A 25,894-nucleotide genomic window follows, 5' to 3' on the forward strand; every position below is an offset into this window, starting at 1 on the left:
ACCAGTATGCCTGACTCGTCAACGGCCGTCGCCGAACCCAGAACGGGTGGCGCCACGACCGAAGATCCACATCACTCACGTCGCTGGCTGATCCTCGTGGTCATCAGCCTGGCGCAGCTGATGGTCGTGCTCGACTCGACCGTCGTGAACATCGCACTGCCCACCGCGCAGCACGACCTCGGCTTCTCGAGCGACGCGCGGCAATGGGTGGTCACCGCCTACGCACTCGCCTTCGGCAGCCTGCTGCTGCTCGGCGGCCGGGTGGCCGACCTGTTCGGCCGCAAGTACGCACTCCTGATCGGGCTCGCCGGGTTCGCCGCGGCGTCCGCGATCGGCGGCGCGGCCAACGGGTTCGAGATGCTCGTCATCGCACGCGCGGCGCAGGGGGTCTTCGCCGCGCTGCTCGCACCGGCCGCGCTCTCGCTGCTGACCACGACATTCACCGACGTCAAGGAACGTGGCCGGGCGTTCGGCATCTTCGGGGCGATCGTCGGCGCGGGTGCCGCGATCGGCCTGCTGCTCGGGGGCGTGCTCACCGAATACCTGAACTGGCGCTGGTGCATGTACGTGAACATCGTGTTCGCCGTCATCGCGCTCATCGGTGCCATGACGCTGCTGGTGCACCGCCCGTCGGAGCACCGGCCCAAGCTCGACCTGCCGGGCACGGTCGCCGCGTCGGGCGGTCTGTTCGCGCTGGTCTACGGCTTCTCCAACGCCGAGACGCACGACTGGTCCTCGGCTCTGGTGTGGGGGTTCCTGGCCGCGGGGGTCGTGCTGCTCATCGCATTCGTCGTGCTGCAGAACCGGACCAAGCATCCGCTGCTGCCGCTGCGCGTCGTGCTCGACCGCAACCGCGGCGGCGCCTACCTCGCGGTGTTCATGCTCGGCATCGGCATGTTCGGGATCTTCCTGTTCCTGACCTACTACCTGCAGCAGAACCTCGGCTTCTCGCCGGTCACCTCCGGTGTCGCGTTCTTGCCGATGGTGGCCGCGCTGATGATCACGGCCACCACCGCGACCGCCACGCTGCTGCCGCGATTCGGGGCGAAGCCGCTGGTCGGGATCGGCATGCTGGTCGCGGGGGCCGGGCTGTTCTGGCTGAGCGCGATCGACACCAGCAGCACCTATGCGAACGGCGTGCTGCTCCCGCTGATCGTGGTCGGCCTGGGCATCGGCCTGTCGATGGCGCCGTCGATGAACGTCGCGACGTCCGGGGTCGCCCGGCACGACGCGGGGGTCGCGTCGGCGATGGTGAACACCGGGCAGCAGGTCGGTGGCTCGATCGGCACCGCGCTGCTGAGCTCGATCGCCGCGAACGCGGTGACCTCGTTCGCCGCGGGCAAGGCGGCGACGCCGCAGGTGATGGCCGAGGCCGCGATCCACAGCTACACCACGGCGTTCATCTGGGCCGGTGCGATCTTCGTGGCCGGCGCGGTCATCTGCTACCTGCTACTCAAGCCGGGCGTGCAGGAGCAGCCGGCGGGCGAGCCGGCCGCCGTCCACATGTGACACTCGCCGCGTTCCCGCCGGTGCCTCAGTGCCGGCGGGAACGCAGCGCTTCGATCACTTCGTCGTCCCAGCGGTGGGTGCGGATGAGGCGGTAGCGCTCGCCCGCGACCCACATGTACGCCTCCGCCTCGGTGCGGTCTCCGATCAGATCGGCCTGCCGAAGCATCTGCACGACCGGCTCGTATTCGTCGTGGTACCAACGGTTCGCGACCGCGGCGCGGTCGAGGAACCCGCCCTTGTCCTGCATCAGCCGGAAGCCCCACGCCTCGACGTGCTCGCCGAGCATCGCGTAGTGCCACGGGTCGGCCAGCACGATCGCCGCGCGTGCTTCGCCCGTCAGCGGTACGCGTTCCAGGAACAGCCGGCGGTAGTCCTTGACGATCAGGTCACCGCGGTAGCGGATTCCTTCGGGTTTGAGCTTAGTTCGCACCTCGGTCACGTAGGCGTCTATTGTGGACAGTCCTAACGCGTGCGCGACGGACACCCGGTGGTGCCCGTCGATAATGAAATGCAGGTCACCGACCCGGTACACCTCGATCGCCGGCAGGGACTCGCCGCGGCGAGCGGCCAGCGCCAGCCGTTCCCAGCGTTCGCGCACCCGCCCGGAAGTCGGGCGGAACCGGCGGTCGAAATCGCGGCCGCGGTCCACGCTGCCGACGATCGAGTCGAGCCGGATCACCCGCGTCCCGAGCCGCCGCTCGCCCTGGTAGCCCAGTGCGTCGACGACCTCGTCGAACGGCAGCATGATGTTGACGTCGTCGGGTTCGCGGCGCAGCCGGTTCGCCAGCCGGGACAGCACCTGGCGGCGGCGGGCCCGCAGGAAGTCGTGCTCGGCGTCGGCGCGCGGGAAGCCGGTGTCCCTGGCCGGGCTCACACCGGCACCTCGCCCAGGTCCAGCACGTGCGCGCCCACCACGTTGCGGACCCGGGTGATGCCGAGCCGGTGCTCGGGCGGATGCTCGCCGTACGGGTGGATATGCCCGTGCAGCAACCATTTCGGCGCCAGTTTCTCAACCGTCCACAACAGACAATCGAAGCCGTGGTGCGGTGGGTCTTCGCGGTCGCCCACCCCGCGCGGCGGGGCGTGCGTGAGCAGGATGTCCACCCCGCGCCCGTCCCGGCGGCGACGGCGCTGGGCTTCGCGCACGAGCCGACGGGCGCGACGGGCCTGCTGCGCCTGGGTCCACTGGTTCGGACCGTTGCTGTAGCGGACCGAACCACCCAGGCCCGCGATGCGCAGCCCCGCGACGTCGACCACCCGGCCGTCGGCGTTGATCGCACCGGGCGGGCCGGGCCAGGTCTGCGGGAAGCCCGCGCGCAGCCATAGTCCGCCGGAGCGGGTGAAACCGGTCAGGTCGGTGTCATGGTTGCCCGGCACGAAAACGCACGGCCGGTCCGCGGTGTCGGCGAGATAGCCGAGGTAGTCGTACGGCAGATCGCCCGCACCCAGCACGAGGTCGACGTCGGCGCGGACCCCGTGGGTCCACAACCGTTCGTCGACCTCATCCGCGACAACGAGGGCGCGCACGGCCTCACACTACGTGCTATTTGGCCGCGCCCGCGAGTTCCGGGTGGTCGGCGATGAAGAAGACGACGGTTCCGATCCACAGCAGGCAGGCGGTCAGGACCCAGAACTTGAGGTTCGTCAGAAAGCGGGACATGGGAACACTCCTCTCGCGAGTTTCAGGAAGAAAAAAGGTCAGAGCCATTTGTTCTTCCGGAATATTCGGTAGAGGAGCAGGCAGATACTGAGAATGACGACGAGCACCATCGGATAACCGAAGCGCCAGTGCAGTTCCGGCATGAAGTCGAAGTTCATCCCGTAGATGCCGGCGATCATCGTCGGCACCGTGATGATCGCCGCCCACGCGGTGATCTTGCGCATATCGGTGTTCTGCTGCAGCGAGATCTTCGCCACTGTCGCGTCGACCAGTGTGGTGAGCAACTCGTCGAAGCTCGCGATCCGTTCGGAGACAGTGATCAGGTGGTCGTCGACGTCCCGGAAGTACGAGCGGACCTCGTCGGGGACCAGCCGGGTGAAGCCCTCGGAAAGCCGCCGCACCGGCGGCGCGAGCGGCACCACGGCGCGCCGCAGCTCCAGCACTTCGCGCTTCATCAGGTAGATCTGCTCGGCGCTGACCTGCGTGCGCGGCGCGAAGACGCGGGTCTCCATCTCCTCGATGTCGTCCTCGATCGCGCTGGTCACCTCGAGATAGTGGTCCACCACGTGATCGGTGATGGCGTGCAGCACCGCGGACGGCCCCGCCTTGAGGGATTCCGGGTCCTCGTCGAGGTCACGGCGCAGCCGGGCGAGCCCGGAGTGCGCGCCGTGGCGCACGGTGATGATGAAGTCCAGGCCGAGGAACGCCATCAGCTCGCCGGTCTCGACGATCTCGTTGGCCGTCGTCGGCGACTCGTGCTCGACGTAACGCAGCGTCTTCAGCACCATGAACAGCGTGTCGTCGTAGCGTTCGAGCTTGGGCCGCTGGTGCGCCTGCACCGCGTCCTCGACGGCGAGTTCGTGCAGCCCGTACATCTCCGCGATGCCCTGGATCTGCTCGGAGTCCGGCTCGTGCAGACCGATCCAGACGAAACCCTCGCGCCGGCGGCGGACCTCCTTGATGGCTTCGGCATGGGACCAGCGGCCGTGCAGCCGCTTGCCGTCGACGTAGACGGCGCAGTCGACGATGTAGGCCGAAAGTGGCACCGGAATCGGCGGTTCGACGCGCGCGCGACCGTTCCCGCGGCCGCGCAGGCCACCGAGGGAGGGAATGGCAGGCATGGGGTCTCCTGGCTGACGTAGTGCGTACTACGACGGCCGCGCGGTGTCGTCCGCCCGGCCGCTACCAGCGTCTCCCGGAAAGTGGTCTAGCGCGTGGAGCTCGACCCGGCTGGGGGAACGCTGGTCTTACTAGGGAGCGGACTATCGCCACTGCTCATCTTGCGTTCCTCACCTCCTCGGGCCGGGGACAATGTGCCGGTGGTCGCGTTGACGCGAGCCCTCCGTTGGTCGAGGGTACTCCTCGACCACCAGTCACGTCGTTCTCGGTCGATGTGGCGTTACCCATTCCAGGAGTGTGCGGTGCAGTTCGGGCGGTATTTCGAAGAGTTCGAGGTGGGCGCGGTGTACAAGCACTGGCCGGGCAAGACGGTGACCGAATACGACGACCATCTGTTCTGCCTGCTCACCATGAACCACCACCCGCTGCACCTGGACGCGCACTATGCGGGGGAAACCACCGACTTCGGCAAGAACGTCGTGGTGGGCAACTACGTCTATTCACTGCTGCTGGGCATGTCGGTGCCGGACGTCTCCGGCAAGGCGATCGCGAACCTGGAGGTCGAATCGCTCAAACACGTGAAGCCGACCTTCCACGGTGACACGATCTACGGTGAGACCGAGGTGCTCGACAAGACCCCGTCGCGGTCGAAGGACGACCGGGGCGTCGTGTACGTCGAGACCCGGGGCTACAAGCAGGACGGCACAATCGTGTGCACCTTCCGCCGCAAGGTGATGGTGCCCAAGCGTTCCTACGGTGAAGCCCGGGGTGGCGAGCAACCCGCCCGCCCGGTACCGCACGAATGACAGGAGGCTTGGGTGTCCGTCGCACTCGACGAGGTCAAACAGCGGCTGCGTGAGTTCGCGGCGGGGCAGGCTGCCGGGGTGTCGCCGCTGTACGAGCACCTTGCCACGAAAGCGGCGGAGGACGACGAGGTCGCCGGCCTGCTGACGGAGGCGACGGACGGCGCGGCGTTGTTACTGGCCGCCGCGCACCGGCTGGTCCAGGCCGATCCCATCCACCCGCTTTCCCGCTATTACCCGTCGCTGGGCGGTTTCGACGGGGTCGACAGCGCGACCTGGCCGGTGTTCCGCGAGTTCCTGGTGGAGCGGGCGGACAAGGTGCGCGCGATCGTCTCGACCCGGCACGCCGAGACCAACGAGGTGGGCCGCGCGGCCGCGCTGTACCCGGCCGTCGCGATGGCCGCGAAGCAGGCCGGCGGCAAGGTCGCGTTGCTGGAAGTCGGGTGCAGCGGGGGTTTGCTGCTCGGGCTGGACACGTTCGGCTACCGGTATCAGTGCGACGGTGGTGAGCAGTTGCTCGCCGGGCCCGCGAAGGCGGCGGTCGGCCTGCACTGCGCGCTCGGCCTCGAGCCGGGCGCGGTGCTGCCGAAGCTGCCCAAGAAAGTGAGCGTGGGCGCGAAAGTCGGGCTCGACCGGGCGCCGGTCGATGTGTCCGATGAGGACGAGCTGGCGTGGCTGGAGGCGTGCGTGTGGGCCGACCAGCTCGACCGGATCCGCCTGCTGCGCGCGGCGGCCGCGGCGCAGCGCAAGTCCGCGCCGGAACTGGTGACCGGCGACGCGGTGGACGATCTCGCGGCCGCCGCCGCGCGCACCGGCGACCTGCCGCTGGTGGTCTTGACCAGTCGGGTGCTGGCCCACCTGGCCGAGGAACGGCGGGCGGAGTTCGTCGAGGGCGTGGCGAAGCTCGCCGCGTCGCGTCCCGTGTGGTGGGTCAGCGACGAGCCGTACGAGGCCGGGCTGTCGTATCTACTGCCGGGCCGCCCGGAGCTGAACTTCTTCGACGGCACCGGCCTGTGCACCCTCGGCCTGGTCTCGTGGCGCCACGGCGCCGCGGAGGCCTGGGCACTGGCCCAGACCTCCCGCCACGGCAACCGCATGACCTGGCTGGCCCCCTGACCCCCGCGAGTCCGACGCTCGCGACGCCGAGTCCGACGCTCGCGACGGCGTGTTTGCCGTTCGCGCGGGCGTGTTGGCCCGCTGTGTCGGTGAGTTTTGCCCGTGGCGTCGGTGAGTTGGCCCGTGGCGTCGGTGAGTTGGCGCCGCGCGGAGCCAACTCACCGACGTGAGGAGCGAACACGCCCGCGTCGGGTGCGAACACGCCCGCGTGGCGAGCCAACTCACCGACGTGGGGCGCCAACACGCCCGCGCGGGGCGCGAACACGGGCGGATGGCGGTCAGCGCCGCGGCAGGGCGTGCCAGTCGCGGAGGGTGTCCGCCAGGCCGTCGGTCAGCTCCAGCGCGGCGAAGGCGGCGGCGTCGACCCAGCGGGCGTCCGCAGCGTCGTCACCGGCGCGCAGCCGGCCGCCGAGCACCTCGCACACGTAGTCGTAGATCTCGAACCGGCCGCGCACGACCATCCCCGCCAGCGCGCCCGCCCGCACGTCGAGGCCGGTTTCCTCGCTCATCTCACGCACGATCGCCTGCGCGTCCGTCTCGCCGGGCTCGACCCGTCCGCCGGGCAGCGACCACAGGCCGCGACCGGGGTCGTGCCCCCGCTGGATCATCAGCAGCCGTCCCGCTGCGTCGTGCACGATGCCGCCGACACAGCGCACCAGAGCCATAACGCCAGCGTATCCCGCTGACTGGGCGCGCAATGTGTACACGGAGAGTAGCGGTACGGTACGATCAACCCCGGGCACTGACCCAAGCGCGGGACTTTTCTCCCGTAACGGAGCGCAGTGCGGTACAACGTTACTGGTGAGCTTGCTAGACCGATGCCGGAGCAAGAGACGGGATTGATCTGTGGATGTGAAGAAGATTGCCGGACTTCTGGGTATCGCGCTGGTCTTGTTCTTCGTGATCGCCCAGCCTGGTCAGGCTGCCAACCTCGTGGGCAACATCCTGACCTTCCTTCGTACGTCGGCTGAAGCGGTGATCACCTTCGTCAGCAACGTGTTCAACGGGTAGCTCGTGTTCGCTCCCCGGGACCCCGACGAGTACCTGCTCGACACCGAGCGGCGGGTCGTTCGCATCCGCCGCCATTGGGCGGTCCTCGCGTGGGACACCTTCGAGGCGGTCGCCCTGCTGGCGATCTGCGTGATGGTGTCCTACCTGCTCCCGCCGTCGTTGTACATCGTGCAGAACATTCTGTGGTACGCCGCCCTGCTGGTCGTCCTGTACTTCGCGTACAACGTGATGGAGTGGTGGGTCGAGCGGCTGGTTGTCACCGACAAGCGGTTCGTGCTCACCAGCGGCGTCTTCACCACGAAGGTCGCGATGATGCCCATCAGCAAGGTCACCGACCTGACCTACGAGCGCACGGCCTGGGGCCGGATGTTCGGATACGGCACCGTGGTCGTCGAGTCCGCCGGGCAGATCCAGGCGCTCAACCGGATCGAGTTCCTGCCCAAACCGGAAGACTTCTACGACACGATCTCCGAGTTGGTGTTCGGGGACAAGCAAAAGCAGAGCGAGCGCTTCTCGATGATCAAGGCCCAGCGACTCGCGCGCGGCAAGCGAATGGTTGGCTGAAAGGGCCGAAGCGAGTGGGTGAGGTGTGCTCACGGAGAACGCTCGCCGGTCTCGCTTCAGTGTGTCTTTCGGGGGTCGAACCCCCGAACCCCCGCCGGGGGCAAGCCCCCTGGACCCCCGCCGTGGTCGGCTGAACAGGGGCCACTGCGTTGCGTAGGACAGAATGGGTCTGATGCGCATCGACCTGCACACCCATTCAAGCGTCTCCGATGGCACGGACAGTCCGGCCGAGCTGGTCCAGGTGGCCGCACAGGCCGGGCTGGACGCCGTCGCGCTGACCGACCATGACACCACCGCCGGCTGGGATGCCGCGATCGCGGCCCTGCCCGCCGGGCTCACCCTCGTGCCCGGCGCCGAGCTGTCCTGCGTGAGCAACCACGACGGCCCGCGCGGGATCAGCGTGCACCTGCTGGCGTACCTGTTCGACCCGGCCTCACCCGCCGTCGTCACCGAGCAGCAGCGGCTGCGGGTCGAGCGCCGGACCCGGCTGCGCGCGATGGCCGAGAGGATGGCCGCCGACGGCCTCCCGGTCGACCCCGACGAGCTCATGGGCCTGCTGCCCGCCGACTCCCCGGCCGGGCGCCCGCATCTCGCGCAGGTGCTGGTGCGCGCCGGGCTCGTCGCCACCGTCGACGAGGCGTTCGCCGAATACCTCGGCAACGGCCGCGGCTACTACCTGCCGCGTCAGGACACACCCGTCGAGGACGCGATCGACATGATCGCGGCGGCGGGCGGGGTCACCGTGTTCGCGCATCCGTTCGCGCGCAGCCGCGGGCGCGTCGTGTCCGTCGACACACTGGTGCGGCTCGCCGAGCGCGGCCTGACCGGTGTCGAGGTGGACCACCCCAACCACGACGAGGAGACCCGCGTCCAGTTGCGCGGTCTCGCGCGGGAACTGGGGCTGGTGCCGACCGGGTCGAGCGACTACCACGGCACCAACAAGACGATCCCGATCGGCGCCGAGACGACACCACCGGAGTCGCTCGACGCGCTCGTCGAAAAGGCGTCCGGCGCTCAGCTCGCGGTGGGCTGAGTGTCCTTCTTCAACGTGAGCGTTTTCGTCGAGGCGACGATCACGCTCGTGGTGATCATGGACCCGCCGGGCACGGTGCCGGTGTTCCTGAGCCTCACCGGCCGCAAGCCGCCGGCCATCAGGGCGCGCGCGGCGCGGCAGTCGGTGCTGGTGTCGCTGCTGGTCATCTCGCTGTTCGCGGTCGCGGGCCAGGCGATCCTGACCTACCTCGGCATCGGCATCCCCGCGTTGCAGGGCGCGGGCGGGCTACTCCTGCTGCTGATCGCGCTGGATCTGTTGACCGGCAGGGGAAGTACCAGCCCCGAGGTGGTCGAGGACGTCAACGTCGCGCTCGTCCCGCTCGGCACCCCGCTGCTCGCCGGGCCGGGGGCGATCGCCGCGACGATCGTGTTCGTGCGCGAGGCCGCCGGGCATTTCGGCTCGTACGTGGCGCTGGCGGTCGCGATCGTCGTCGTGCACCTGTTCATCTATCTGTGCATGCGTTATTCGGGCCTGGTGATCCGGGTGATCAGGGAGAGCGGGATCGTGCTGCTCGCGAAGATCGCCGGTCTGCTGCTGGCCGCGATCGCGGTCGAGCTCATCGCGAACTCCGTGCGCGGGTTCGTGGCCGGGGGCTGAGTACGGTGGGGGAGTGGTGGAACAACTGGGGTTCGAGTTCGCGGTGCAACCGCGGCGCCTGACCAAGGTCAGCCCGGCGCGGCTGGCCACGTTCGCGGACTGCCCGCGGCGCTACCGGCTCACCTACCTGGACCGGCCGACGCCGGTGCGCACCGGGTCGTGGGCGCACAGCACGCTGGGTGCGGTGGTGCACAACGCTTTGCGCGCGCTGTTCGAGCTGCCGCCGGAGCGCCGCACGCCGATCCGCGCGGCGCAGCTGCTGAGCGAGCACTGGCAGGACGCGGGGTTCGCCGACGCCGAGCAGGCCGCTGTGTACCGGGACCGCGCGAAGAGCTGGATCATGGAGTACGTCGAGCACAACGACGTCTCCACTACGCCGATCGGGCTCGAGCGCTGGGTTTCCGCGCCGGTCAACCCCGAGCCGGGGCAGCCGCCGTCGATGATCATCGAGGGCCGGGCGGACCGGATCGACGAGCGCGGCGACGAGCTGGTCGTGGTGGACTACAAGACCGGCCGGCGGGCGCCCGACGAGTACGAGGCGCGTAGCTCGCAAGCGCTTGCCATGTATGCCGTCGCTGCCGCCCGGACGTTGCGGAAGCCGTGTCACCGGGTGGAACTGCACCACCTGCCGACGGGCACGATCGCGGCCGCCGAGCACACGGACGAAAGCCTGCGCCGCCACCTTTCCCGCGCGGAGGAGACGGCCGAGGATCTGCGCCTCGCGACGGACACGCTGGCCGCTGGCGGAGACGGGCAGGTGCTGTTTCCGGCGAACACCAGCACGCGCTGCTCGTGGTGCGACTTCCGGCCCAGCTGTGCGGACGGGCAGGCGGCCGCGCCGCCGGCGAAATCGTGGGAGCTGCTGGCGCCGTGAGCACCGAAGAGCTACAGATGCCGCCCATCGAGGAGTCGCCTCGACGAGGGCGGTGGTGGCGCGGACTGACCGGTTCGCTCGCCGCGGGCCTGGCCGGACTCGCCGTGATCGTGCTGGGCGCGGCACTGGTCTGCCTGCTGCTCGGCGCGCCAGGGCCCGGTGCCGTGATGCTGATCGGACACCCGGTGGCGGCCGCGATCGCCTTGGTGGCACAGCGTTTCGTCGACCGGCGCGAGGGCCCGGTCGCAGCCGTCGCGGCGGGAGTCGTCGTCGCCGACCTGGTGGCGGCGCTCGTCCTGTTCTGGTGGTTCTAGGCGTTCATGCGCGTGTTTGCCGTTCGCGCGGGCGTGTTTGCCGGTGGCGTCGGTGAGTTGGCGCGCCGCGAGCAAACTCACCGACGCGGGGAGCAAACTCACCGACGTGGTGGGCAAACACGCGCGGAGTCAGATGCTGGCGGGGTCCGGCTGATCGAGGAAGTCGGTGATGAACGGCAGGGTCCGTGCGAGGGGCCCGGGATTTCCCGCCGCGGCAAGGAGTTCGCCGAGGTAGTCGCCGTGGTTGCCGGGGACGATGAGGATCCGGGCGCCGGGGATCAGGGAGCCCAGCAGCACGGTGTGCTCGACGCGGATCACGTCCTGGTCGGCCGCGATGACGAGGGTCGGTGCGGCGATCGACGCGACCAGCGAGTCGGGCCAGTCGGTGAACCCGGTCAGCATCAGTTCGCGATCCAGTTCGAACATCCGCTCGGCGTGCGCGGGATCGCCGCTGACCGCGAGGTCCGCGTCGCGATAGGGCTGCGGCAGGTCGGCGAAGGTCCCCGCCGCCAGACCGTCCCAGAATCCGTCGATCATGCCGTCCCGGCGGAACGGCGCGGAGGCGACGACGAGCCGGCGCACGGTATCCGGATGGCGGATGGCCAGCTGCATCCCGACCTGGCCGCCGTTGGAGAACCCGAGGACGTCGACCGGTCCGACGGCGAGGTCCTTCAGCAGCGCGGCGACACCGTCGGCCGAGCCCTCGAACGACGCGGGTCCGTCGCCCCCATTCGTGCGGCCGTGTCCCTGCAGCTCGACGGCGAGCATCCGGCGCGAGCTTTCGAGCGCCGGGATGAGCCGGCCCCAGTTGGACTCGATCGTCGAGCCGCCACCATGGATGAGCAGCAGCGGAATGCCGTCAGGCTTGCCGTGCCATGCGAAGTAGAGCGGCAGGTCGGTCATGATCACGCGCCCTTCTCGAGCCACGAGTGCCACGTCGGCAACAGGATATCCAGTAATCCCCGGGGATTCTCGGTGTTCGGGGAATGCGCGGCGTCCGGCACGATCGCGAACGCGGCGCCGAGACGTATGGCCATCTCCTGCTGGGACGGCACGCTCCACGCGTCGTCGCCGGCGCCCGCGACCACCAGCGACGGGCGCGGCCCCAGTGCGTCGGCGAGGGAAGCGACCAGATCAGGTTCGTGGCGCAGCCCGTCCGCCATCCCCAGGAGCCCGGCTGGGCTGGACGTCACGAAGCGGTGCCGGAAGAACGCCTTCAGCTCGGCCGGAAGCGCTGTCCAGGACGGGAACCGTTCGTTCAGCTGCTCGCGCACCTGGTACGCGCCCTCGACGCCGCCCTGGCGCAGCAAGGGTTCTCCTTCGGACAACGCGGCGCGACGTGTGCCGTCCGGTAGCGCTGACGGGCCGCTGTCCATCAGGGTCAGTCCGGCGATCGCCGCCCCGGCGAGCACCGCGGCGCGGGCGACCAGGCCGCCGTAGGAATGCCCGAGCAGCAGCACGGGTTTCCCTTCAGCGGCAAGGTGTTTCACCACACCGGCGACGAGTGGACCGAGCGCAGCGGGCAAGTATGCCGCCTCGTCGTCGGGGCCCGGCGACTCGAACTGGCCGGGCAGATCGATCGCGACGGCCTGGAAACCGCCTGCGGCGAACGAGTCCAGCAGCGGGGCGAAGTCCTCTTTGGACCCGGTGTACCCAGGTACCAGCAACGCGATCGCGTCGGCGTCTTCTCTGGTGCGCAACGCGGCGAGCCTGCCGGGCAGAGTGATGCGCTCCGCCGTGTGCGCCGTGAGCGGGCCGGTCACCTGAGCGCGGCCAAGGTCTGGCCGCGCTGCTCCAGGAGCACCGGGCCGGCCGCCTCGAGCCGCACCGGGCCGGTGTAGCCGTGCCGGTCGACGCCGATCGTGCGGATCGTCGAGCCGTCCTCCTCGTTCAGCACCGCCAGCCCACCCTGGATCGGCACCACGAGCTGGTGGTCGAACAGGATGCCCGGGCCGAGCGCGGACGTGAGTGTCCACTTGGGAGCGAGAGTGTCCCGCGAGAAGGCCATCAGCTTGGAGCCGGTGAACCAGTACACATTGGACGCCGTCGACGAAGTGACCGGGATACCGCCCGCCGGGTCGTGGTCGAGGTCGCTCGCCGGCAGGTCCAGCGGGTACGCCGCGGTCTCGGCGCCGTCCGCGCCGTAGAGCACGAGCTGTTTCTGGTCCGGCATCGCGACCAGCACGTTGTCGCCGGACATCGCGACCATCCGCCCGTGGTAGCCGGGCAGGATCTCGCTGAACGACACCTGCGGGCTGTCGGAATCCTTTGGTGCGGCACGGAAAACGGTGATCCGGTCGCCCGGGTCGCCGGGGCAGCGTTCGATCACCCCGACCCGGCTCGACGCCATCGCGATGGAGCCGTACGTACAGCCCACCCGCGGCTGCTTGTCCGGGTTCACCAGCGCCGGCACCCTGCCGTACTCGTCGGTCTCGACGAGATCGTCGCGCCACGTGTTGAGCAGCGTGCGGCCGAATGCTGTGACGTACGAGCCGTCGGTGGTCAGCCCGGTGTTCAGCGGCGCGCTGCCGGTGCGCTGCGCCATCCGGGCCCCGGTCGCCGGGTCGAGCGCGATGACCTCGCTGCAGCCGCTCTCGTTGTTGACGCCGTCCTCGCGGTACAACGCCACCGCGCGTGACCAGCCCTCGGCGGCCGTGCACAGCTGGAGATCGCGCGAGTAGCGCCAGCGCACCTGACCGGTGAGCGGGTCGCGGCCGTCGAGTTCGCCGCCGTTCGCCGTGACCACCGCGTTGCTGGCGGCGATCGGTACCGGCGTGGCACCGCTCGGCGCCTGCCACAACTCGCTGAGCTGCGCGGGAACGGCGGCCGGCGAGTCGGGCAGCGCGGGCGCGGGGGCGGCTGTCTGCGAGTTCGTGGCGCGGCTTTCGCTGGTGAGCCACACTGTCAGGGTCGTGGCGACGGCGATCACCGCGAGCACGATCGCGATCACCCGGTCCCGCGGGCGGTTCCACGGCGAAGGCCGGTCCGGCTGGATGATCGTGTGCCGCCGCGGTGGGCCCTTGGGCGCATCGGCACCCGCGAGCACGTCTTCGACCCCGATGATCACGGTGGTCTCGGAGTCCTCGGCCGGGCGGCGATGACGGCCCCGGCGCGCGGGCGAGGTTTCCCGTTCGGCGTCGGCACCCCAGGCACCGATCGTCTTGGGCGCCTCGGGTTCCCCCGGAGCAGGTTCCGCCGAGGCTTCAGCCGGAGCCTTGCCGGGCTGCTCCTCCGGCTCCTGCTGCGGGACCTCGGCGTGCTCCAAGGCCCCCTCGACGGGCTCGCTCACCTGCTCTGCTTCTCCCCGTTGTCGGCGCGCTTGCCCCTAGTCTGCCGAAGCGGGTGTGTCGGTCGTGTTTGCCGCCCCCGAACGGCGGCGACGGCGGCGCCGCGCGGGACGTTCGGCGTTGTCGCCACCCTCCCGCTCGGCGGCGGGAGCCGTCTCCGCGCTGCGGCCGCGGGTGCGGCGGCGCGGACGGTCCTCGTCGGACTTCTCCGCGGCATCCGCCTTTTCGATGGCCTCGGCCGCGGCGGCACCACCGCGGGTGCGGCGACGGCTGCGCGAGCGGGGCGCCGACGACTCCGGCGAACGGCGCTTGCGGCCGCCGCCCATCTTCTCCTCGGGCTCCGCGGCCAGCCCGGCGCGGGTCCGCTTGCCCAGCGGCAGCCGGCCGGTCGAGTCCTCGGGAATGTCCAGGTCACTGAACAGGTGCTTCGACGTCGAATACGTCTCCACCGGCTCCGGGATGTCCAGGTGCAGCGTGTCGGAGATGAGCTTCCAGCGCGCTTCCTCGTCCCAGTCGACGAGCGTGATCGCGACGCCGGTCTTGCCCGCGCGGCCGGTGCGGCCGATGCGGTGCACGTAGGTCTTCTCGTCCTCCGGCGTCTGGTAGTTGATCACGTGCGTGACGTCGTCCACGTCGATACCGCGGGCCGCGACATCGGTGGCGACCAGCACGTCGATCTTGCCGGAGCGGAACGCGCGCAACGCCTGCTCACGGGCACCCTGACCGAGGTCACCGTGCACCGCGGCGGCGGCGAACCCGCGCTCGGCGAGATCGTCGGCCACCTTCTGCGCGGTGCGCTTGGTGCGGGTGAACACCATCGTCAGGCCGCGCTCACGGGCCTGCAGGATGCGGGCGATCAGCTCGGGCTTGTCCAGCGAGTGTGCCCGGTAGACGTACTGCGTGGTGCGCTCGTGCACCGCGCCCGCGTCGTTCTCCTCGGCGCGGATGTGCGTCGGGCGGTGCAGGAACGTGCGGGCCAGCGTGATGATCGGGCCCGGCATGGTCGCCGAGAACAGCATCGTCTGCCGCTCTTCGGGCACCATCGTCAGGATGCGCTCGATGTCCGGCAGGAAGCCGAGGTCGAGCATCTCGTCGGCCTCGTCCAGCACCAGCGCGCGGACCTTGCCCAGCACCAGATGCCGCTGCTCGGCCAGGTCCAGCAGCCGGCCCGGGGTGCCGATCACCAGGTCGACGCCCTTGCGCAGGGCATCGATCTGCTGCTCGTACGGGCGGCCGCCGTAGATGGCGAGGGTGCGGATGCCCAGGTGCTTGCCGGCGTCGGTCAGGTCATGGGTGACCTGCAGGCACAGCTCGCGGGTGGGCACCACGACGAGCGCCTGCGGCGTACCGTCGCCCGGGGTGACGATCCGCTGCAGCAGCGGGACGCCGAAGCCCAGGGTCTTGCCCATGCCGGTGCGGGCCTGGCCGATGAGGTCCTCGCCCTCGAGGGCGAGCGGCAGCGTCAGCGCCTGGATGGCGAAGGTCCGCTCGATACCGGCCTCGGCCAGCGCGCGGACGATCTCCGGGCGGACGCCGAACTCGCCGAAGGTCGGGTTTTCCGGCTCGACCTCGGCCCCCGCCTGCAGCGGATGTGAGGGGTCGGACTCCGGCAGGCCGCTCTCGCTGTGCTCGAGGGCCACCGGGTCGGTATCTGTTCGGTTGTCGGAAGTGCTCGCGGTCAGTGTGATCGCCTCTCTCGTACCAGCGCGCACTCACCTGGTCGGATCTCAGCACTCGACCGCGAATCCGTAGCCGCGGGAATGCCGCACAAAAGGCGTGCACGCACACTGTGTTGTCACGGCCCGCCAGCGAACGGCGGGCCCGATATCCGCGCCAAGCCGGCGCGGAAGCTCGTCTATACAGCACACATTGTACTGGCTGGTCTCCTGGCCTCGGACTTTCGGCCCGGCGTGTCCAGGTGGGATTGGTCTCTTCCAGTAGCAGATAGGGTCTCAGCCGTGACTTTCCAGATCAGTGAAGGCGTCGTCGACCTGCTCGGCGTCATCGCGTACGGCGAGCTCTCGGCGTTCGACCGGCTGGCCGAGGACGCGCGGGCCGCCCCCACTCTTTCCGGTCGCGCGGCGCTGGCCTCGATGGCCGCCGCGGAGATCGGCCACTACGACATGTTGTCGCAGTATCTGCGCGAACACGGCGTCACCGTCGAGGACGCGATGTCCCCGTTCGTCGCGCACATCGACGCCTGGCACGCCTCGACGGCGCCGAAGTCCTGGCTCGAATCGCTGGTCAAGGCATATGTCGGGGACGGGCTCGCCGCGGATCTGTACCGCGAGGTCGGCAGCTGGCTGGACGAGCAGGCCAAGGACCTGGTGACGACGGTGCTCGCCGACACCGGGCATTCGGAGTTCGCCGAGCGCGAAGTCGCGGCGGCGATCCAGGCCGACCCGAAGACGCGCGACCGGCTGGCGCTGTGGGGGCGGCGGTTGCTGGGGGAGGCGCTGACCCAGGCCCAGTACGTGGTGGCCGAGCGGGACGGGCTGGCCGAGCTGATCGTCGCCGGCTCGGGTGATCTGTCGGGAATCGCCGCCCTGTTCCGGCGGTTGCAACAGGGGCACGGCAAGCGGATGCAGAAGCTCGGACTCAGCTAGCCTGGGCAGCAAGTACGTCAAGAACACATCAGGCGGAGGTCACACGTGGAGGTCAAGATCGGCATCAAGGACACGCCGCGCGAGCTGGTGGTGTCCAGTGGCCAGTCTGCCGAAGAGGTCGAGGGGCTGGTCGCCGACGCGCTGAAGGCCGCCGACGGGCTGTTCCGCCTCACCGACGAGAAGGGGCGCAAGTTCATCGTGCCCGCCGACCGGATCGCCTACGTCGAGATCGCCCCGACCGACGTGCGCAAGGTCGGCTTCGCCGTCGGCGCCTAGTTTTCGGCTCTCTGGCAAGGGACGTCCGCGATCGCGGGCGTCCCTTTTCGTTATTCGGCCAGCGCCGTCGCCACCGCGAACGGCGGCGTGCTCACGCCGAGCAGGCGGTAGCGGCCCCAGGGGTCCGGATCGGACAGCTCGCCGCTCGCGAAACCGTCCGGCGTGCGGATCTCGGCCGGCTGCTTGCGCCCGCCGGCCAGCTCGTGCAGGCGCTCGTCCCGGGCGATGCGCCCGTACCAGCGGTAATAGCCGTCGATGGGCTGGAAATGTCCCCGCAGGTCGACCTCGACGTCGAACTCCTGCCCGGCCACGACCAGCGTCGCCGGACCCGTGTAGCCCTCGTCGTCAGCCGGCATCGGACGCCTCCTTCGAGTGGAACAGCACGACCTTGTTCGCTTCCAGCGGCAGGTTGGGATCGATCGTGATGCCCTGCTGCCGGGCCAGGCCGTCGATCGCGGCCCAGATGATCTGCGTCAGGTACTCGACCACCGCGTCCCGGCTCATCGACCGCCGGTCCAGCCACCATTCGCCGGTGTTCTGCACCATGCCGACGATCCCGTACGCCCACGGCTCGGCCGCGCCGGAGTCCAGGCCGAACATCCGCATGTAGTCGCCGAGCAGCGTGCTCAGCGCGGTCGCGATGAGCTCCTTGTCCTCCGCGACGACGTCGGCGTTCACCGGCTTGTCCAGGAACGAACCGCGCGCCAGCAGGCGGTACAGGTTCGGGTGCTCCTCGATCACGCCGAAGAACGCGTCGAGCGCCATCCGGATGCGCGGCACCGGCGCCAGTTCGGCGTTGATCGCCGGGACGAGCCGGGAGAACAGCAGTTCCGTGCCGCGCTGGCCGAGCGCCACGTACAGGTCCGCCTTGTCCGCGAAATGCCGGTACAGCACGGGTTTCGTGACACCAGCGGCCACCGCGACGTCCTCCATCGCGAGGTCGGGCCCGTGCTCGTCCAGCGCCTTCAGCGCGGCCCCGACGAACTCCGCCCGCCGGGCCACCCGGTGCTTGCGCCAGCGGTCGCGCCGCGCGTCCCCGGTGGGCGCGTCGCCTGTCTTGCCGCGCTTGACATGTTCCGCCACGGGAGCCATGCTACCAAAGGTAACTGTTACCTCAAGTTACATGAACCTGGGAGGCGCGATGACGCGGATGCTCGACGGGCGCGAGAAGACCGCGGACCGGCTGCTGAAATCCTCCGCGAACAAGTTCTACGACCCCGAGGTCGACATCGACTGGGCGGCACCGCTGCCCGAGGGCAAGCCCTACGAGCTCGAGCACCGGTGCTCGCTCTACGGCACCCACCTGTGGGACCAGCTGACCCCCGAGCAGCGCATCGAGCTGGGCAAGCACGAGATCGCCAGCATCGCGAGCAACGGCATCTTCTTCGAGGTGCTGCTGATGCAGCTGCTGCTCAAGGACATCTACCGTGGCGACCCGACGAGCCGGCACGTCCAGTACGCGCTGACCGAGATCGCCGACGAGTGCCGGCATTCGACGATGTTCGCGCGGATGGTCGAGCGTTTCGACGCGCCGCCGTACGGCCCGGTCAAGATCGTGCACCAGCTGGGCAAGCTGCTGCCGGTGCTCGGCTACGGCCCCGCGCTGTACGGCTCGATCCTGGTCGCCGAAGAGGTCCTCGACCGGCTCCAGCGCGAGAGCATGGCCGACGAGAACGTGCAGCCGCTGGTCCGGATGGTCAACCGGATCCATGTGCTGGAGGAGGCCCGGCACGTCACGTTCGCGCGCGAAGAGGTCACCCGCGGCATGGCGAAACTGTCCAAAACGGAGCTGTACTACCAGCGCTGGCTGATCGCGTCGGTCAGCTTCGCGATCACCCGGAGCCTGATCAACCCGCGTGTTTACGCGTCGGTGGGGCTGCGGCCGAAGGAGGCGTGGGAGACCGCGATGGCCAATCCGCACTTCCAGGAGACCATGCGCTGGGCCGGTGAGCGCATTGTCGCGTTCCTCGACGAGGCCGGGCTGGTCGGTGCCCCGGGAATGCGGATGTGGCGCAGGTCGTTTTTGGTGGCCAAGTGACCGCGGTGGCCGGTCGCAGGGGGACCGGTCACCGTTTTCTCACCGCGGACGGCACGGCGCTGTACGTGGAGAGTTCGGGACCGGAGAGCGCGCGCCTGACCCTCGTTCTCGTGCACGCGTGGACACAGGACCAAACCGAGTGGGAGCCGATCCTGCCGCTGCTGCCGCCGGAAGTCCGGGTGGTCCGGTACGACCATCGCGGGCACGGCGCGTCGGCCCCCGCGAAGCCGGGTACGGCGACCATCGCACAGCTCGCCGACGATCTCGCCGAGCTGCTGCGCGAAGAGGTGCCGGACGGGCCCGTCGTGCTCGCCGGGCATTCCCTGGGCGGGATGACGATCATGGAGCTGGCCGAGCGGCATCCCGGGCTGGTGCGCGAGCGGGTCGCGGGTGTGGCGTTCATCGCGACGTCGTGCTCGAACATGGACCGGCTCACCCTCGGGCTGCGCGGGGCCGCCGGGCGCGCGGCGATGCGGGTGGACAAGGCGCTCGCACGGTCACTTTCCCGCTATGGCAAGGAGTTCGTGCCCATTCCGGCCGTTCTCGCGCGGCCGGCGACGAAGTGGATCGCGTTCGGCAAGCGGGTCGACCGGGCCGATGTGCGGGCGATGACGGCGCAGTTCCTGCGCGCGCATCCGCGCAGTGTCGGCGGTTTCCGTGACTCGATCTCGCAGCACGACCGCCGCGCCGCGCTCGCGACGCTCGCCGGGAAGCCGAGTGTGATCCTCGTCGGCGACCGGGACCGGATCACGCCGGTGCGGCACGCGAAGGTCATCGCCGACGAGCTGCCCGGCGCGGAGTTCGTCCTGTTCCCGGGCGCCGGGCACGAGCTGACCTACGAGCGGCGCCAAGGCGTCGCCACCCGCCTGCGCGCCCTGCTGGAAGCCGGGTAGAACTCGCCGTCGCGAGTGTCGGACTCGGCGTCCTGGGCGTCCGACTCGCGCGCTACTTGCCCTGGTGGAGGGGGAAGCCGGCGCCGATGCCGCGCCAGGCTAGGGTCGCGGTCAGCGCGACGGCGTCGTCCTGGCTCATCGTGCTGTGATGTGCGAGCCAGAACCGCGCGCTCACCTGACTCAACCCGACGAGGCCCACCGCGAGCAACCGCGCCTTGTCCTCGTCCAGGCCGGCGTCCGCGGTGATCGTCTCGGTGATCGCGTCCACACTCGCCGAGGTTGCCCTGTCCACGGCCTCCTGCACCGCGGGCTCGCCGCGCAGGTCCGACTCGAACACCATGCGGAACGCGCCGGCGTCGTTGCTGACGAAGCCGAAGAACGCGCCGACCGCGGCCTGCACGCGCTGCTTGTTGTCGGTCGTGGAACCCAGCGCCCCCTGCACCCGCCCGACGAGCTCGTCGACGTGGCTCTCCAGCAGGGCGATGTACAGGTCGAGCTTGCCCGGGAAGTGCTGATACAGCACGGGCTTGGACACTCCGGCCTGCTCGGCGATCTCGTCCATCGCCGCCGCGTGGTAGCCGTTGGCGGAGAAGACACGCTGCGCCGCCGACAGCAGCTGCGCCCGCCGCTCGGTACGCGGCAGCCGCACTCCCCGCTGCTGTGTGGGCGCCATTTCCGTCATAGTTCCTCCTGGTTCAACCCGTTCGAGATTACTCGCCGGTACCGAGAAGTCGCCAAGTCCGGGCATCCAGTTGCATCCTGGATTGATGACCGACACTGATACCAGGACCGGGGCCGCCCCCACGGGCAGAAGACGCTCGCCGGTCACCCAGGTGCCTCTCTCCACCACCCCACTGCCCGCGCTCGACCCGAAGTTGCCTCCGTGGCCGGGTGGCGTCGAGACGTCGGGCGGTGTCACCCTCCACGTGCGCCGCACTCCCGGCACCACCGAAGCGACCGCCGTGTACGTGCACGGCCTCGGTGGTTCATCCACGAACTGGACCGACCTGTCGGCGCTGCTGGCGCCGTCTGCCGGCGGGATCTCCGTCGACCTGCCGGGGTTCGGGTTCTCCGAGCCGGCGCACGGGTTCCGGTTCAGCCTCGACGAGCACGCCGACGAGCTGACGAAGTTCGTGGAGGGGCTGGGTGGCCCGGTCCACCTGCTCGGCAACTCGATGGGCGGTGCGGTGTCGCTGCTGATCTCGGCACGCCGCCCGGACCTGGTGCGCTCCCTCACCCTGATCTCGCCCGCGATGCCCGACCTCAGGCCCGACCCGCGGCGGCTCTCGGATCCGACGATGGCGCTGGCGTACCTGCCGTTCGTCGGCCGCGGGATCCGTCGCCGGCTGGCCGGACAGACCGCGCGGGACAAGGCGGCGCAGGTCATCAAGTTGTGCTTCGCCGAGCCGGGCGCCTTCCCGGCCCACCGGCTCGACGAGCTCGCTGAGGAGCACAGCGCGCGAGCCGGGCTGCAATGGGCCAACGCGGCGATGTCGGCGAGCACCCTGGGCATCGTCCGGACCTGGTTGACGCGCGGTCCGGCGTCGCTGTGGTCGGTCGCGCCGCTGGTGCCGGTGCCGAGCCTGGTCGTGTGGGGCAGTGAGGACAGGGTGATCTCGGTGCGACGCGCGCGGCGCACGGCGAACGCGCTGGCACGGGGCCGGCTGCTGGTGCTGCCGAGGACGGGCCACGTCGCCCAGATGGAGCGGCCGACGGCGGTCGCACGTGCGGTTTTGGGGATGTGGGAACGGGCGGAAGGGAACGCCTGGTAGGCCGTCCGGGTGAGGTAAACCCGTTGTGTGGCCGGACAGTCGCTGTGCGGAGCGGCAAGGTGGTGTGGCACCCTGGGCGCGTGAATCGGGTGACGGACGGGGCGCGCAGCGAAGATCAGCGATCTTCGGCCCGCCGCCGCGACGTCCCGGGTGATCGTTACCAGCCGCGTCGCCGGCGGACCACCGGTGAGCCGCTGAGCGCCTCGTGGCGCCCCGAGCCCGGGCAGCTGGAGCAGAACCCGGCGCAGGCACGCCAGGCGCGCCGCGACCGTGGCCGGGTCCGCGGGCTGACGAAGGCGTACGGCTGGCGCATGTACGCCCTGCCGATCCTGGTGGTCATCACCGCGCTCGTGGTCTTCAACACCGCGCGGGACCCCGCGCAGCCGGCGCCGAGCGGGCCGACCGGAACCGACGCCAGCAGCGTCACCGCCGGCAGCGACATCAACGAAAAGCCCGCGCTGCCAGCGAATCTGAACGTGCCCACCGCGGCGCTGCCCGAGGGCGGCGCGTTCAGCCAGGGCGGCCGGATGACCTGGCACGTGGTGCCGCTGGCGCAGGACGGCACGAGCGGCAAGCGCGCCGGAACCACCGGGCGGCTCTATCACTACACGGTCGAGGTCGAGGACGGCATCGATCCGTCGAGCTACGCGGGCGACGACTCGTACGCGCGGACCGTCGAGGCCACGCTTTCGGACACGCGCAGCTGGATCGGCACCGGCAAGGTCAGCCTGCAGCGGGTCGACGCGAGCTTCCCGAACCCGGACTTCCGGGTGCGCCTGACCACCCCGGACACGGCGACCCGCGCCGATCTGTGCGGGTTCGGCATCCCGTTCCCGACTTCCTGCTACATCAAGGGTTTCCAGCGCAGCGTGATCATCAACCTGGCGCGCTGGGTGCGCGGGGCGCTGGCGTTCGGCGCGGACATGGGCACCTACCGGCAGTACGCGATCAACCACGAGGTCGGCCACGCGCTCGGCAAGACCCACGTCGGCTGCCAGACGAACGGCGAGCTGGCGCCGGTGATGATGCAGCAGACCTTCGGGGTCAGCAACGACTACGTCGCCCAGCTGAACCAGGTGGACATCTACAACTCGAAGGCGGTGCCGACCGATGGCAAGGTCTGCAAGCCGAACGCCTGGCCGGTGCTGAACCTGGGGGACACCCCGCCCGCCGGGTAACTGGCATGTCACGGCTCTTGGCCGGCGTTCTGGCGGTTATCCTCATATCGTGAGTGACGACCAGCCGATCGACTACGAGGCCATTCGTCGGCGTTTCCCTTGGGCCGGTCTGGTCAGCACCGGCGCGCATGATCTTTCGGCCCGTTGTCGGGAGATCATGGCCGAGGCGCGACGCGATCGCGAGATCGTGGAGCCTCGCTCTCTTGGAGCGCTGGGACGGCGCTTTGCTGATAGGTTCGGGTGACTTCGTGATTGTCGATCCCGTGGATAGCGATCGAAGCCGGGCAACTGAACTTGCTCGGCAGCTGGTGACGGGACCGCTCGGTTACGTCGACGGCATCGTCCTTGCCATGGCCGAGCGGATGCAGGTCGCGCATATTGCGACTGTCGACTTCAAGTTCCTCGGTATGGCGAGCCCGGTGAGCCGACTTCGACCACTGCGCCGGGTGCTGCAGGAGAGCTGATTCGGGCTGGGCGTGCTGTCCACCCCTCGGGAAGAGCTTGCCCCTCCGCCGCGTTGTGGATACTGGACTACGCGACCATGCGAATCGCGCGAGATGGAGGATCGATGTCAGGCACGCTGCCGCCGCTCGTGGAGCCGGCCGCTGAGCTCACCAAGGACGAGGTGGCCCGGTACAGCCGGCACCTGATCATCCCGGATGTCGGGATGGACGGGCAGAAGCGGCTCAAGAACGCGAGAGTGCTGGTCATCGGCGCCGGTGGCCTCGGCAGCCCCGCGCTGCTGTACCTCGCCGCGGCCGGGGTCGGCACGCTGGGCGTCATCGACTTCGACGTGGTGGACGAGTCGAACCTGCAGCGGCAGATCATCCACGGCCAGTCCGACGTGGGCAAGCCGAAGGCCGTCTCGGCCAAGGAGTCGATCGCCGAGATCAACCCGCTCGTCGACGTCATCCTGCACACCGAGCAGCTCACCAACGAGAACGCGCTCGACATCTTCGCCGGCTACGACCTGATCCTGGACGGCACGGACAACTTCGCCACCCGGTACCTGGTCAACGACGCCGCGGTGCTCATGGACAAGCCGTACGTGTGGGGTTCGATCTTCCGCTTCGAGGGCCAGGTCAGCGTCTTCTGGGAGAACGCGCCGAACGGCAAGGGCCTCAACTACCGCGACCTCTACCCGGAGGCGCCGCCGCCGGGGATGGTGCCCTCGTGCGCCGAGGGCGGCGTGCTGGGCGTGCTGTGCGCGTCCATCGGCTCGATCATGGTGACCGAGGCGATCAAGCTGATCACCGGTATCGGCGAGCCGCTGCTCGGCCGCCTGATCAGCTACGACGCGCTCGAGATGAAGTATCGCGAGGTCAAGATCCGCAAGGACCCGGAGACCCCGAAGATCACCGAGCTGATCGACTACGACGCGTTCTGCGGTGTGGTGAGTGACGACGCGGCCACCGCCGCTTCGGGACACACGATCACCCCGGCCGAGCTGAAGGCCAAGTTCGACGCGGGCGAGGACTTCGAGCTGATCGACGTCCGCGAGCCGCACGAGTACGAGATCGTGAACATCAAGGGCGCCAAGCTGATCCCGAAGGACCGCATCCTTTCCGGTGAGGCGCTGGCGGAACTGCCGCAGGACAAGCCGATCGTGCTGCACTGCAAGTCGGGTGCGCGTTCGGCGGAGGCGCTGGCCGCGCTGCACCGCGCGGGCTTCAAGGACGCGACGCACCTCGGCGGCGGCGTGCTGGCCTGGGCGAAGCAGATCGACCAGAGCCTGCCGACGTACTGAGTCAGCGGAACGTGTAGTGCCAGAAGGCGGCGAGGTAGTGGCCGCCTTCTGGCAGCCAGATGCCCAGGCAGACCAGGGTGACGGCGAGCGCGGCTGCCGCGACCCGCACCGGCAGGTTCCGCACGAGCATCCCGGCGACCAGCAGGAATGGCAGTCCCAGCGGTAGCACGGCAGCGGCGCCGAGCCGTCCGGCGTGCAGCGCGTCCAGCACGCCAGGGATCAGGATGGCGCCCACCGTGCCCGCCACGGTGATGAGCAGCGCCCACAGCAGCCGTCTGACCGCTTTCTCCGACAGCGCGCTCGCGCCCGGCGTCAGGCAGCCGATCAGGTAGACCAGGCCGAACATCGCGAGCAGCGCGGGCACCGTCAGCACCGGCGCGCTCAGGAACGCCGCCACGACGAACAGCCACCCGGCGCTCCCGGCGACGATCATGCCGGCCACCCAGACGGCGGCCAGCTGCCCGACGATCACTCGCATGGCAGGAGAGACTGCCATTTCCGCGGCGGTCTTACCGGGCTTTTGGTCGAGAACGTGCCGGGTGCGGCGGTAGCCTGCAACGCGTGTCATCCGGTCCCCCCGTGCCGCAGCGTGTGCTGGACGCGTTCGGCGCACCGGGCGGACCCGAGCGGCTGCCGGGCAGTTCCGCCTGGCGCTGCGGCGATCTGGTGTTCAAACCCGTGACGGACCGGGCACGCACGGTGTGGCTGGCCGATGTCCTCGGCCGGATCGTGGTGCCGGACCTGCGGATCGCGCGGCCGGTGCGGGCCACCGACGGCCGCTGGATCATCGGTGGCTGGGCGGCCAGCCGGTTCCTCGAAGGACAGCGCGAGCACCGGCACGACGAGACGATGCTGGCCGCGCTGAAACTCGCGCAGGCCACCGAAAACCTGCCGCGGCCGGGTTTTCTCAGCCGCCGCCAAGGGCATGACACGCTCGCCGACCGGATGGCGTGGGGCGAGGCCGAGGTGCCGGTCGAGGAGAGCAAGGGCGGGCGCTGGTTCGAGGTGCTCGCCGTGGCGCGAAGACCCGTGCGGCTGCCGGACCAGGTCGTCCCCGGCGACCTCTTCGGCGCCGTGCTGTTCGACGGACCGTCCCCACCCGGGATCGTCGACTTCGAGCCGTACTACCGTCCCGCCGAATGGGGCGCCGCCGTCGCCGCGGTGGACGCCGTCGCCTGGGGCGGTGCCGATCTGGAATTCCTGCGACGCTGGTCACATCTGCCGGAATGGTCGCAGCTTCTGTTGCGGGCCGTGCTGTTCCGCCTCGCCGGCAACTCGCTCAACCCCCGCGCCACCGTTTCCGCGCTCGACGGCCTGCGTACCGCCGCCGCCTGGGTCAGCGAAGTGTTGTGAACAGGGGATTCTCACCGCACGGCACGCCCGAATCGCGAGCAATGTCAAACGCCTGAAACATTCCGGCGTTTTCAGGTAACACGCCGTCCTTACCGTCAGAGTCCGTCGAGGTGAGGGAGGTGC

At 69.7% G+C, this 25,894-nt stretch carries 31 protein-coding genes; 19 read left to right on the forward strand and 12 right to left on the reverse strand.

The window, feature by feature from the left end:
- Positions 1-6 precede the first annotated feature (6 nt).
- Positions 7-1,509: an MFS transporter gene (locus LOZ83_RS33725; protein ID WP_236795831.1), complete on the forward strand. Its 1,503-nt coding sequence runs from the start codon at positions 7-9 to the stop codon at positions 1,507-1,509.
- A gap of 25 nt (positions 1,510-1,534) precedes the next feature.
- Here LOZ83_RS33725 and LOZ83_RS33730 read toward each other — a convergent pair whose 3' ends face one another.
- The 3 genes from LOZ83_RS33730 to corA all read right to left on the reverse strand — a co-directional run bounded on the left by LOZ83_RS33730 (position 1,535) and on the right by corA (position 4,290).
- Positions 1,535-2,383, reverse strand: coding sequence for a chromosome partitioning protein ParB (locus LOZ83_RS33730; RefSeq protein ID WP_236795833.1), 849 nt, complete (start codon positions 2,381-2,383; stop codon positions 1,535-1,537).
- Complete coding sequence (locus LOZ83_RS33735; RefSeq protein ID WP_236795835.1) at positions 2,380-3,036, reverse strand: metallophosphoesterase; 657 nt, start codon at positions 3,034-3,036, stop codon at positions 2,380-2,382. Before LOZ83_RS33735 ends, LOZ83_RS33730 begins: the two co-directional genes overlap by 4 nt.
- 171 nt (positions 3,037-3,207) lie before the next feature.
- Positions 3,208-4,290 carry a magnesium/cobalt transporter CorA gene (gene corA / locus LOZ83_RS33740; protein WP_236795836.1) on the reverse strand — a complete coding sequence of 361 codons (1,083 nt, stop codon included), beginning with the start codon at positions 4,288-4,290 and terminating at the stop codon, positions 3,208-3,210.
- 300 nt (positions 4,291-4,590) lie between these two features.
- Between corA and LOZ83_RS33745 the strand changes: the two genes are divergently transcribed.
- Together LOZ83_RS33745 and LOZ83_RS33750 are read left to right on the forward strand one after the other, a co-directional pair.
- Positions 4,591-5,094: a MaoC family dehydratase gene (locus tag LOZ83_RS33745; RefSeq protein ID WP_236795838.1), complete on the forward strand. Its 504-nt coding sequence runs from the start codon at positions 4,591-4,593 to the stop codon at positions 5,092-5,094.
- A gap of 12 nt (positions 5,095-5,106) precedes the next feature.
- A complete protein-coding gene (locus LOZ83_RS33750) occupies positions 5,107-6,207 on the forward strand; it encodes a DUF2332 domain-containing protein (RefSeq protein ID WP_236795840.1) in 1,101 nt (366 codons plus the stop codon).
- A 278-nt stretch (positions 6,208-6,485) separates the two neighbouring features.
- On the opposite strand, the gene LOZ83_RS33755 is transcribed toward LOZ83_RS33750, so the two are convergent.
- A complete protein-coding gene (locus LOZ83_RS33755) occupies positions 6,486-6,872 on the reverse strand; it encodes an NUDIX hydrolase (protein WP_236795842.1) in 387 nt (128 codons plus the stop codon).
- A gap of 181 nt (positions 6,873-7,053) precedes the next feature.
- Between LOZ83_RS33755 and LOZ83_RS33760 the strand changes: the two genes are divergently transcribed.
- The 6 genes from LOZ83_RS33760 to LOZ83_RS33785 all read left to right on the forward strand — a co-directional run bounded on the left by LOZ83_RS33760 (position 7,054) and on the right by LOZ83_RS33785 (position 10,621).
- Complete coding sequence (locus LOZ83_RS33760; protein ID WP_236795844.1) at positions 7,054-7,218, forward strand: hypothetical protein; 165 nt, start codon at positions 7,054-7,056, stop codon at positions 7,216-7,218.
- 3 nt (positions 7,219-7,221) lie between these two features.
- Positions 7,222-7,782 carry a PH domain-containing protein gene (locus LOZ83_RS33765; RefSeq protein ID WP_236795845.1) on the forward strand — a complete coding sequence of 187 codons (561 nt, stop codon included), beginning with the start codon at positions 7,222-7,224 and terminating at the stop codon, positions 7,780-7,782.
- A gap of 172 nt (positions 7,783-7,954) precedes the next feature.
- Positions 7,955-8,815, forward strand: coding sequence for a PHP domain-containing protein (locus LOZ83_RS33770; protein WP_374202747.1), 861 nt, complete (start codon positions 7,955-7,957; stop codon positions 8,813-8,815).
- The gene (locus LOZ83_RS33775) at positions 8,816-9,433 is read left to right on the forward strand and encodes a MarC family protein (protein WP_308190362.1); all 618 of its coding nucleotides are present in this window, start codon (positions 8,816-8,818) and stop codon (positions 9,431-9,433) included. It begins immediately after the preceding gene.
- A 16-nt stretch (positions 9,434-9,449) separates the two neighbouring features.
- Positions 9,450-10,307, forward strand: a complete 858-nt coding sequence (locus LOZ83_RS33780) for a PD-(D/E)XK nuclease family protein (RefSeq protein WP_236796003.1) — start codon at positions 9,450-9,452, stop codon at positions 10,305-10,307.
- Positions 10,304-10,621 (forward strand): hypothetical protein, encoded by a 318-nt coding sequence (locus LOZ83_RS33785; RefSeq protein ID WP_374202748.1) that lies wholly within the window; start codon positions 10,304-10,306, stop codon positions 10,619-10,621. The genes LOZ83_RS33780 and LOZ83_RS33785 overlap by 4 nt, the downstream gene beginning before the upstream one ends.
- Before the next feature lie 129 nt (positions 10,622-10,750).
- Here the strand turns inward: LOZ83_RS33785 and LOZ83_RS33790 are convergent, their stop codons facing one another.
- Genes LOZ83_RS33790 through LOZ83_RS33805 form a run of 4 tightly spaced genes read right to left on the reverse strand, consistent with a single transcriptional unit; the run spans position 10,751 to position 15,548 of the window.
- Entirely contained in the window at positions 10,751-11,524 is a 774-nt protein-coding gene (locus LOZ83_RS33790; RefSeq protein WP_236796006.1) for an alpha/beta fold hydrolase, read from the reverse strand.
- A gap of 2 nt (positions 11,525-11,526) precedes the next feature.
- The gene (locus LOZ83_RS33795; protein WP_236795848.1) at positions 11,527-12,384 is read right to left on the reverse strand and encodes an alpha/beta fold hydrolase; all 858 of its coding nucleotides are present in this window, start codon (positions 12,382-12,384) and stop codon (positions 11,527-11,529) included.
- The gene (locus tag LOZ83_RS33800; RefSeq protein WP_236795849.1) at positions 12,381-13,910 is read right to left on the reverse strand and encodes a hypothetical protein; all 1,530 of its coding nucleotides are present in this window, start codon (positions 13,908-13,910) and stop codon (positions 12,381-12,383) included. Before LOZ83_RS33800 ends, LOZ83_RS33795 begins: the two co-directional genes overlap by 4 nt.
- A 36-nt stretch (positions 13,911-13,946) precedes the next feature.
- Positions 13,947-15,548, reverse strand: coding sequence for a DEAD/DEAH box helicase (locus tag LOZ83_RS33805; RefSeq protein WP_236795851.1), 1,602 nt, complete (start codon positions 15,546-15,548; stop codon positions 13,947-13,949).
- Between the two features lie 318 nt (positions 15,549-15,866).
- Here LOZ83_RS33805 and LOZ83_RS33810 point away from each other — a divergent pair, with 318 nt between their 5' ends.
- Together LOZ83_RS33810 and LOZ83_RS33815 are read left to right on the forward strand one after the other, a co-directional pair.
- Positions 15,867-16,514: a ferritin-like fold-containing protein gene (locus LOZ83_RS33810; protein WP_236795853.1), complete on the forward strand. Its 648-nt coding sequence runs from the start codon at positions 15,867-15,869 to the stop codon at positions 16,512-16,514.
- Between the two features lie 45 nt (positions 16,515-16,559).
- Positions 16,560-16,790: a DUF3107 domain-containing protein gene (locus LOZ83_RS33815; protein WP_236795855.1), complete on the forward strand. Its 231-nt coding sequence runs from the start codon at positions 16,560-16,562 to the stop codon at positions 16,788-16,790.
- 50 nt (positions 16,791-16,840) lie between these two features.
- Here LOZ83_RS33815 and LOZ83_RS33820 read toward each other — a convergent pair whose 3' ends face one another.
- Positions 16,841-17,146 carry a DUF4873 domain-containing protein gene (locus LOZ83_RS33820; RefSeq protein ID WP_236795857.1) on the reverse strand — a complete coding sequence of 102 codons (306 nt, stop codon included), beginning with the start codon at positions 17,144-17,146 and terminating at the stop codon, positions 16,841-16,843.
- Positions 17,136-17,882 (reverse strand): TetR/AcrR family transcriptional regulator, encoded by a 747-nt coding sequence (locus tag LOZ83_RS33825; protein ID WP_236795859.1) that lies wholly within the window; start codon positions 17,880-17,882, stop codon positions 17,136-17,138. Before LOZ83_RS33825 ends, LOZ83_RS33820 begins: the two co-directional genes overlap by 11 nt.
- A gap of 49 nt (positions 17,883-17,931) precedes the next feature.
- On the opposite strand from LOZ83_RS33825, the gene LOZ83_RS33830 reads away from it, so the two are divergent.
- Both LOZ83_RS33830 and LOZ83_RS33835 read left to right on the forward strand, forming a co-directional pair.
- Positions 17,932-18,828 (forward strand): diiron oxygenase, encoded by an 897-nt coding sequence (locus LOZ83_RS33830; protein ID WP_236796007.1) that lies wholly within the window; start codon positions 17,932-17,934, stop codon positions 18,826-18,828.
- A complete protein-coding gene (locus LOZ83_RS33835) occupies positions 18,825-19,721 on the forward strand; it encodes an alpha/beta fold hydrolase (protein WP_236795861.1) in 897 nt (298 codons plus the stop codon). Before LOZ83_RS33830 ends, LOZ83_RS33835 begins: the two co-directional genes overlap by 4 nt.
- A gap of 52 nt (positions 19,722-19,773) precedes the next feature.
- Here the strand turns inward: LOZ83_RS33835 and LOZ83_RS33840 are convergent, their stop codons facing one another.
- Positions 19,774-20,403, reverse strand: coding sequence for a TetR/AcrR family transcriptional regulator (locus tag LOZ83_RS33840; protein ID WP_236795863.1), 630 nt, complete (start codon positions 20,401-20,403; stop codon positions 19,774-19,776).
- Positions 20,404-20,488: 85 nt separating this feature from the next.
- On the opposite strand from LOZ83_RS33840, the gene LOZ83_RS33845 reads away from it, so the two are divergent.
- The 5 genes from LOZ83_RS33845 (at position 20,489) to moeZ (ending at position 24,418) form a co-directional block, all read left to right on the forward strand.
- Complete coding sequence (locus LOZ83_RS33845) at positions 20,489-21,493, forward strand: alpha/beta fold hydrolase (protein WP_236795865.1); 1,005 nt, start codon at positions 20,489-20,491, stop codon at positions 21,491-21,493.
- Between the two features lie 80 nt (positions 21,494-21,573).
- Positions 21,574-22,671, forward strand: coding sequence for a DUF3152 domain-containing protein (locus LOZ83_RS33850; RefSeq protein WP_236795867.1), 1,098 nt, complete (start codon positions 21,574-21,576; stop codon positions 22,669-22,671).
- A gap of 49 nt (positions 22,672-22,720) precedes the next feature.
- On the forward strand, positions 22,721-22,915 hold the full coding sequence (locus tag LOZ83_RS33855; protein WP_236795869.1) for a hypothetical protein: 195 nt from the start codon (positions 22,721-22,723) through the stop codon (positions 22,913-22,915).
- Positions 22,875-23,135: a hypothetical protein gene (locus tag LOZ83_RS33860; RefSeq protein WP_236795871.1), complete on the forward strand. Its 261-nt coding sequence runs from the start codon at positions 22,875-22,877 to the stop codon at positions 23,133-23,135. Before LOZ83_RS33855 ends, LOZ83_RS33860 begins: the two co-directional genes overlap by 41 nt.
- 104 nt (positions 23,136-23,239) lie before the next feature.
- A complete protein-coding gene (moeZ, locus tag LOZ83_RS33865) occupies positions 23,240-24,418 on the forward strand; it encodes an adenylyltransferase/sulfurtransferase MoeZ (RefSeq protein ID WP_236795873.1) in 1,179 nt (392 codons plus the stop codon).
- Position 24,419: 1 nt separating this feature from the next.
- Here moeZ and LOZ83_RS33870 read toward each other — a convergent pair whose 3' ends face one another.
- Positions 24,420-24,896, reverse strand: a complete 477-nt coding sequence (locus LOZ83_RS33870) for a hypothetical protein (RefSeq protein WP_236795875.1) — start codon at positions 24,894-24,896, stop codon at positions 24,420-24,422.
- An 83-nt stretch (positions 24,897-24,979) separates the two neighbouring features.
- Here LOZ83_RS33870 and LOZ83_RS33875 point away from each other — a divergent pair, with 83 nt between their 5' ends.
- Complete coding sequence (locus tag LOZ83_RS33875; protein WP_374202749.1) at positions 24,980-25,771, forward strand: TIGR02569 family protein; 792 nt, start codon at positions 24,980-24,982, stop codon at positions 25,769-25,771.
- The last annotated feature ends 123 nt before the right edge of the window (positions 25,772-25,894 follow it).

Source organism: Amycolatopsis sp. GM8, assembly GCF_021653975.1.
Lineage (GTDB): Bacteria > Actinomycetota > Actinomycetes > Mycobacteriales > Pseudonocardiaceae > Amycolatopsis_E.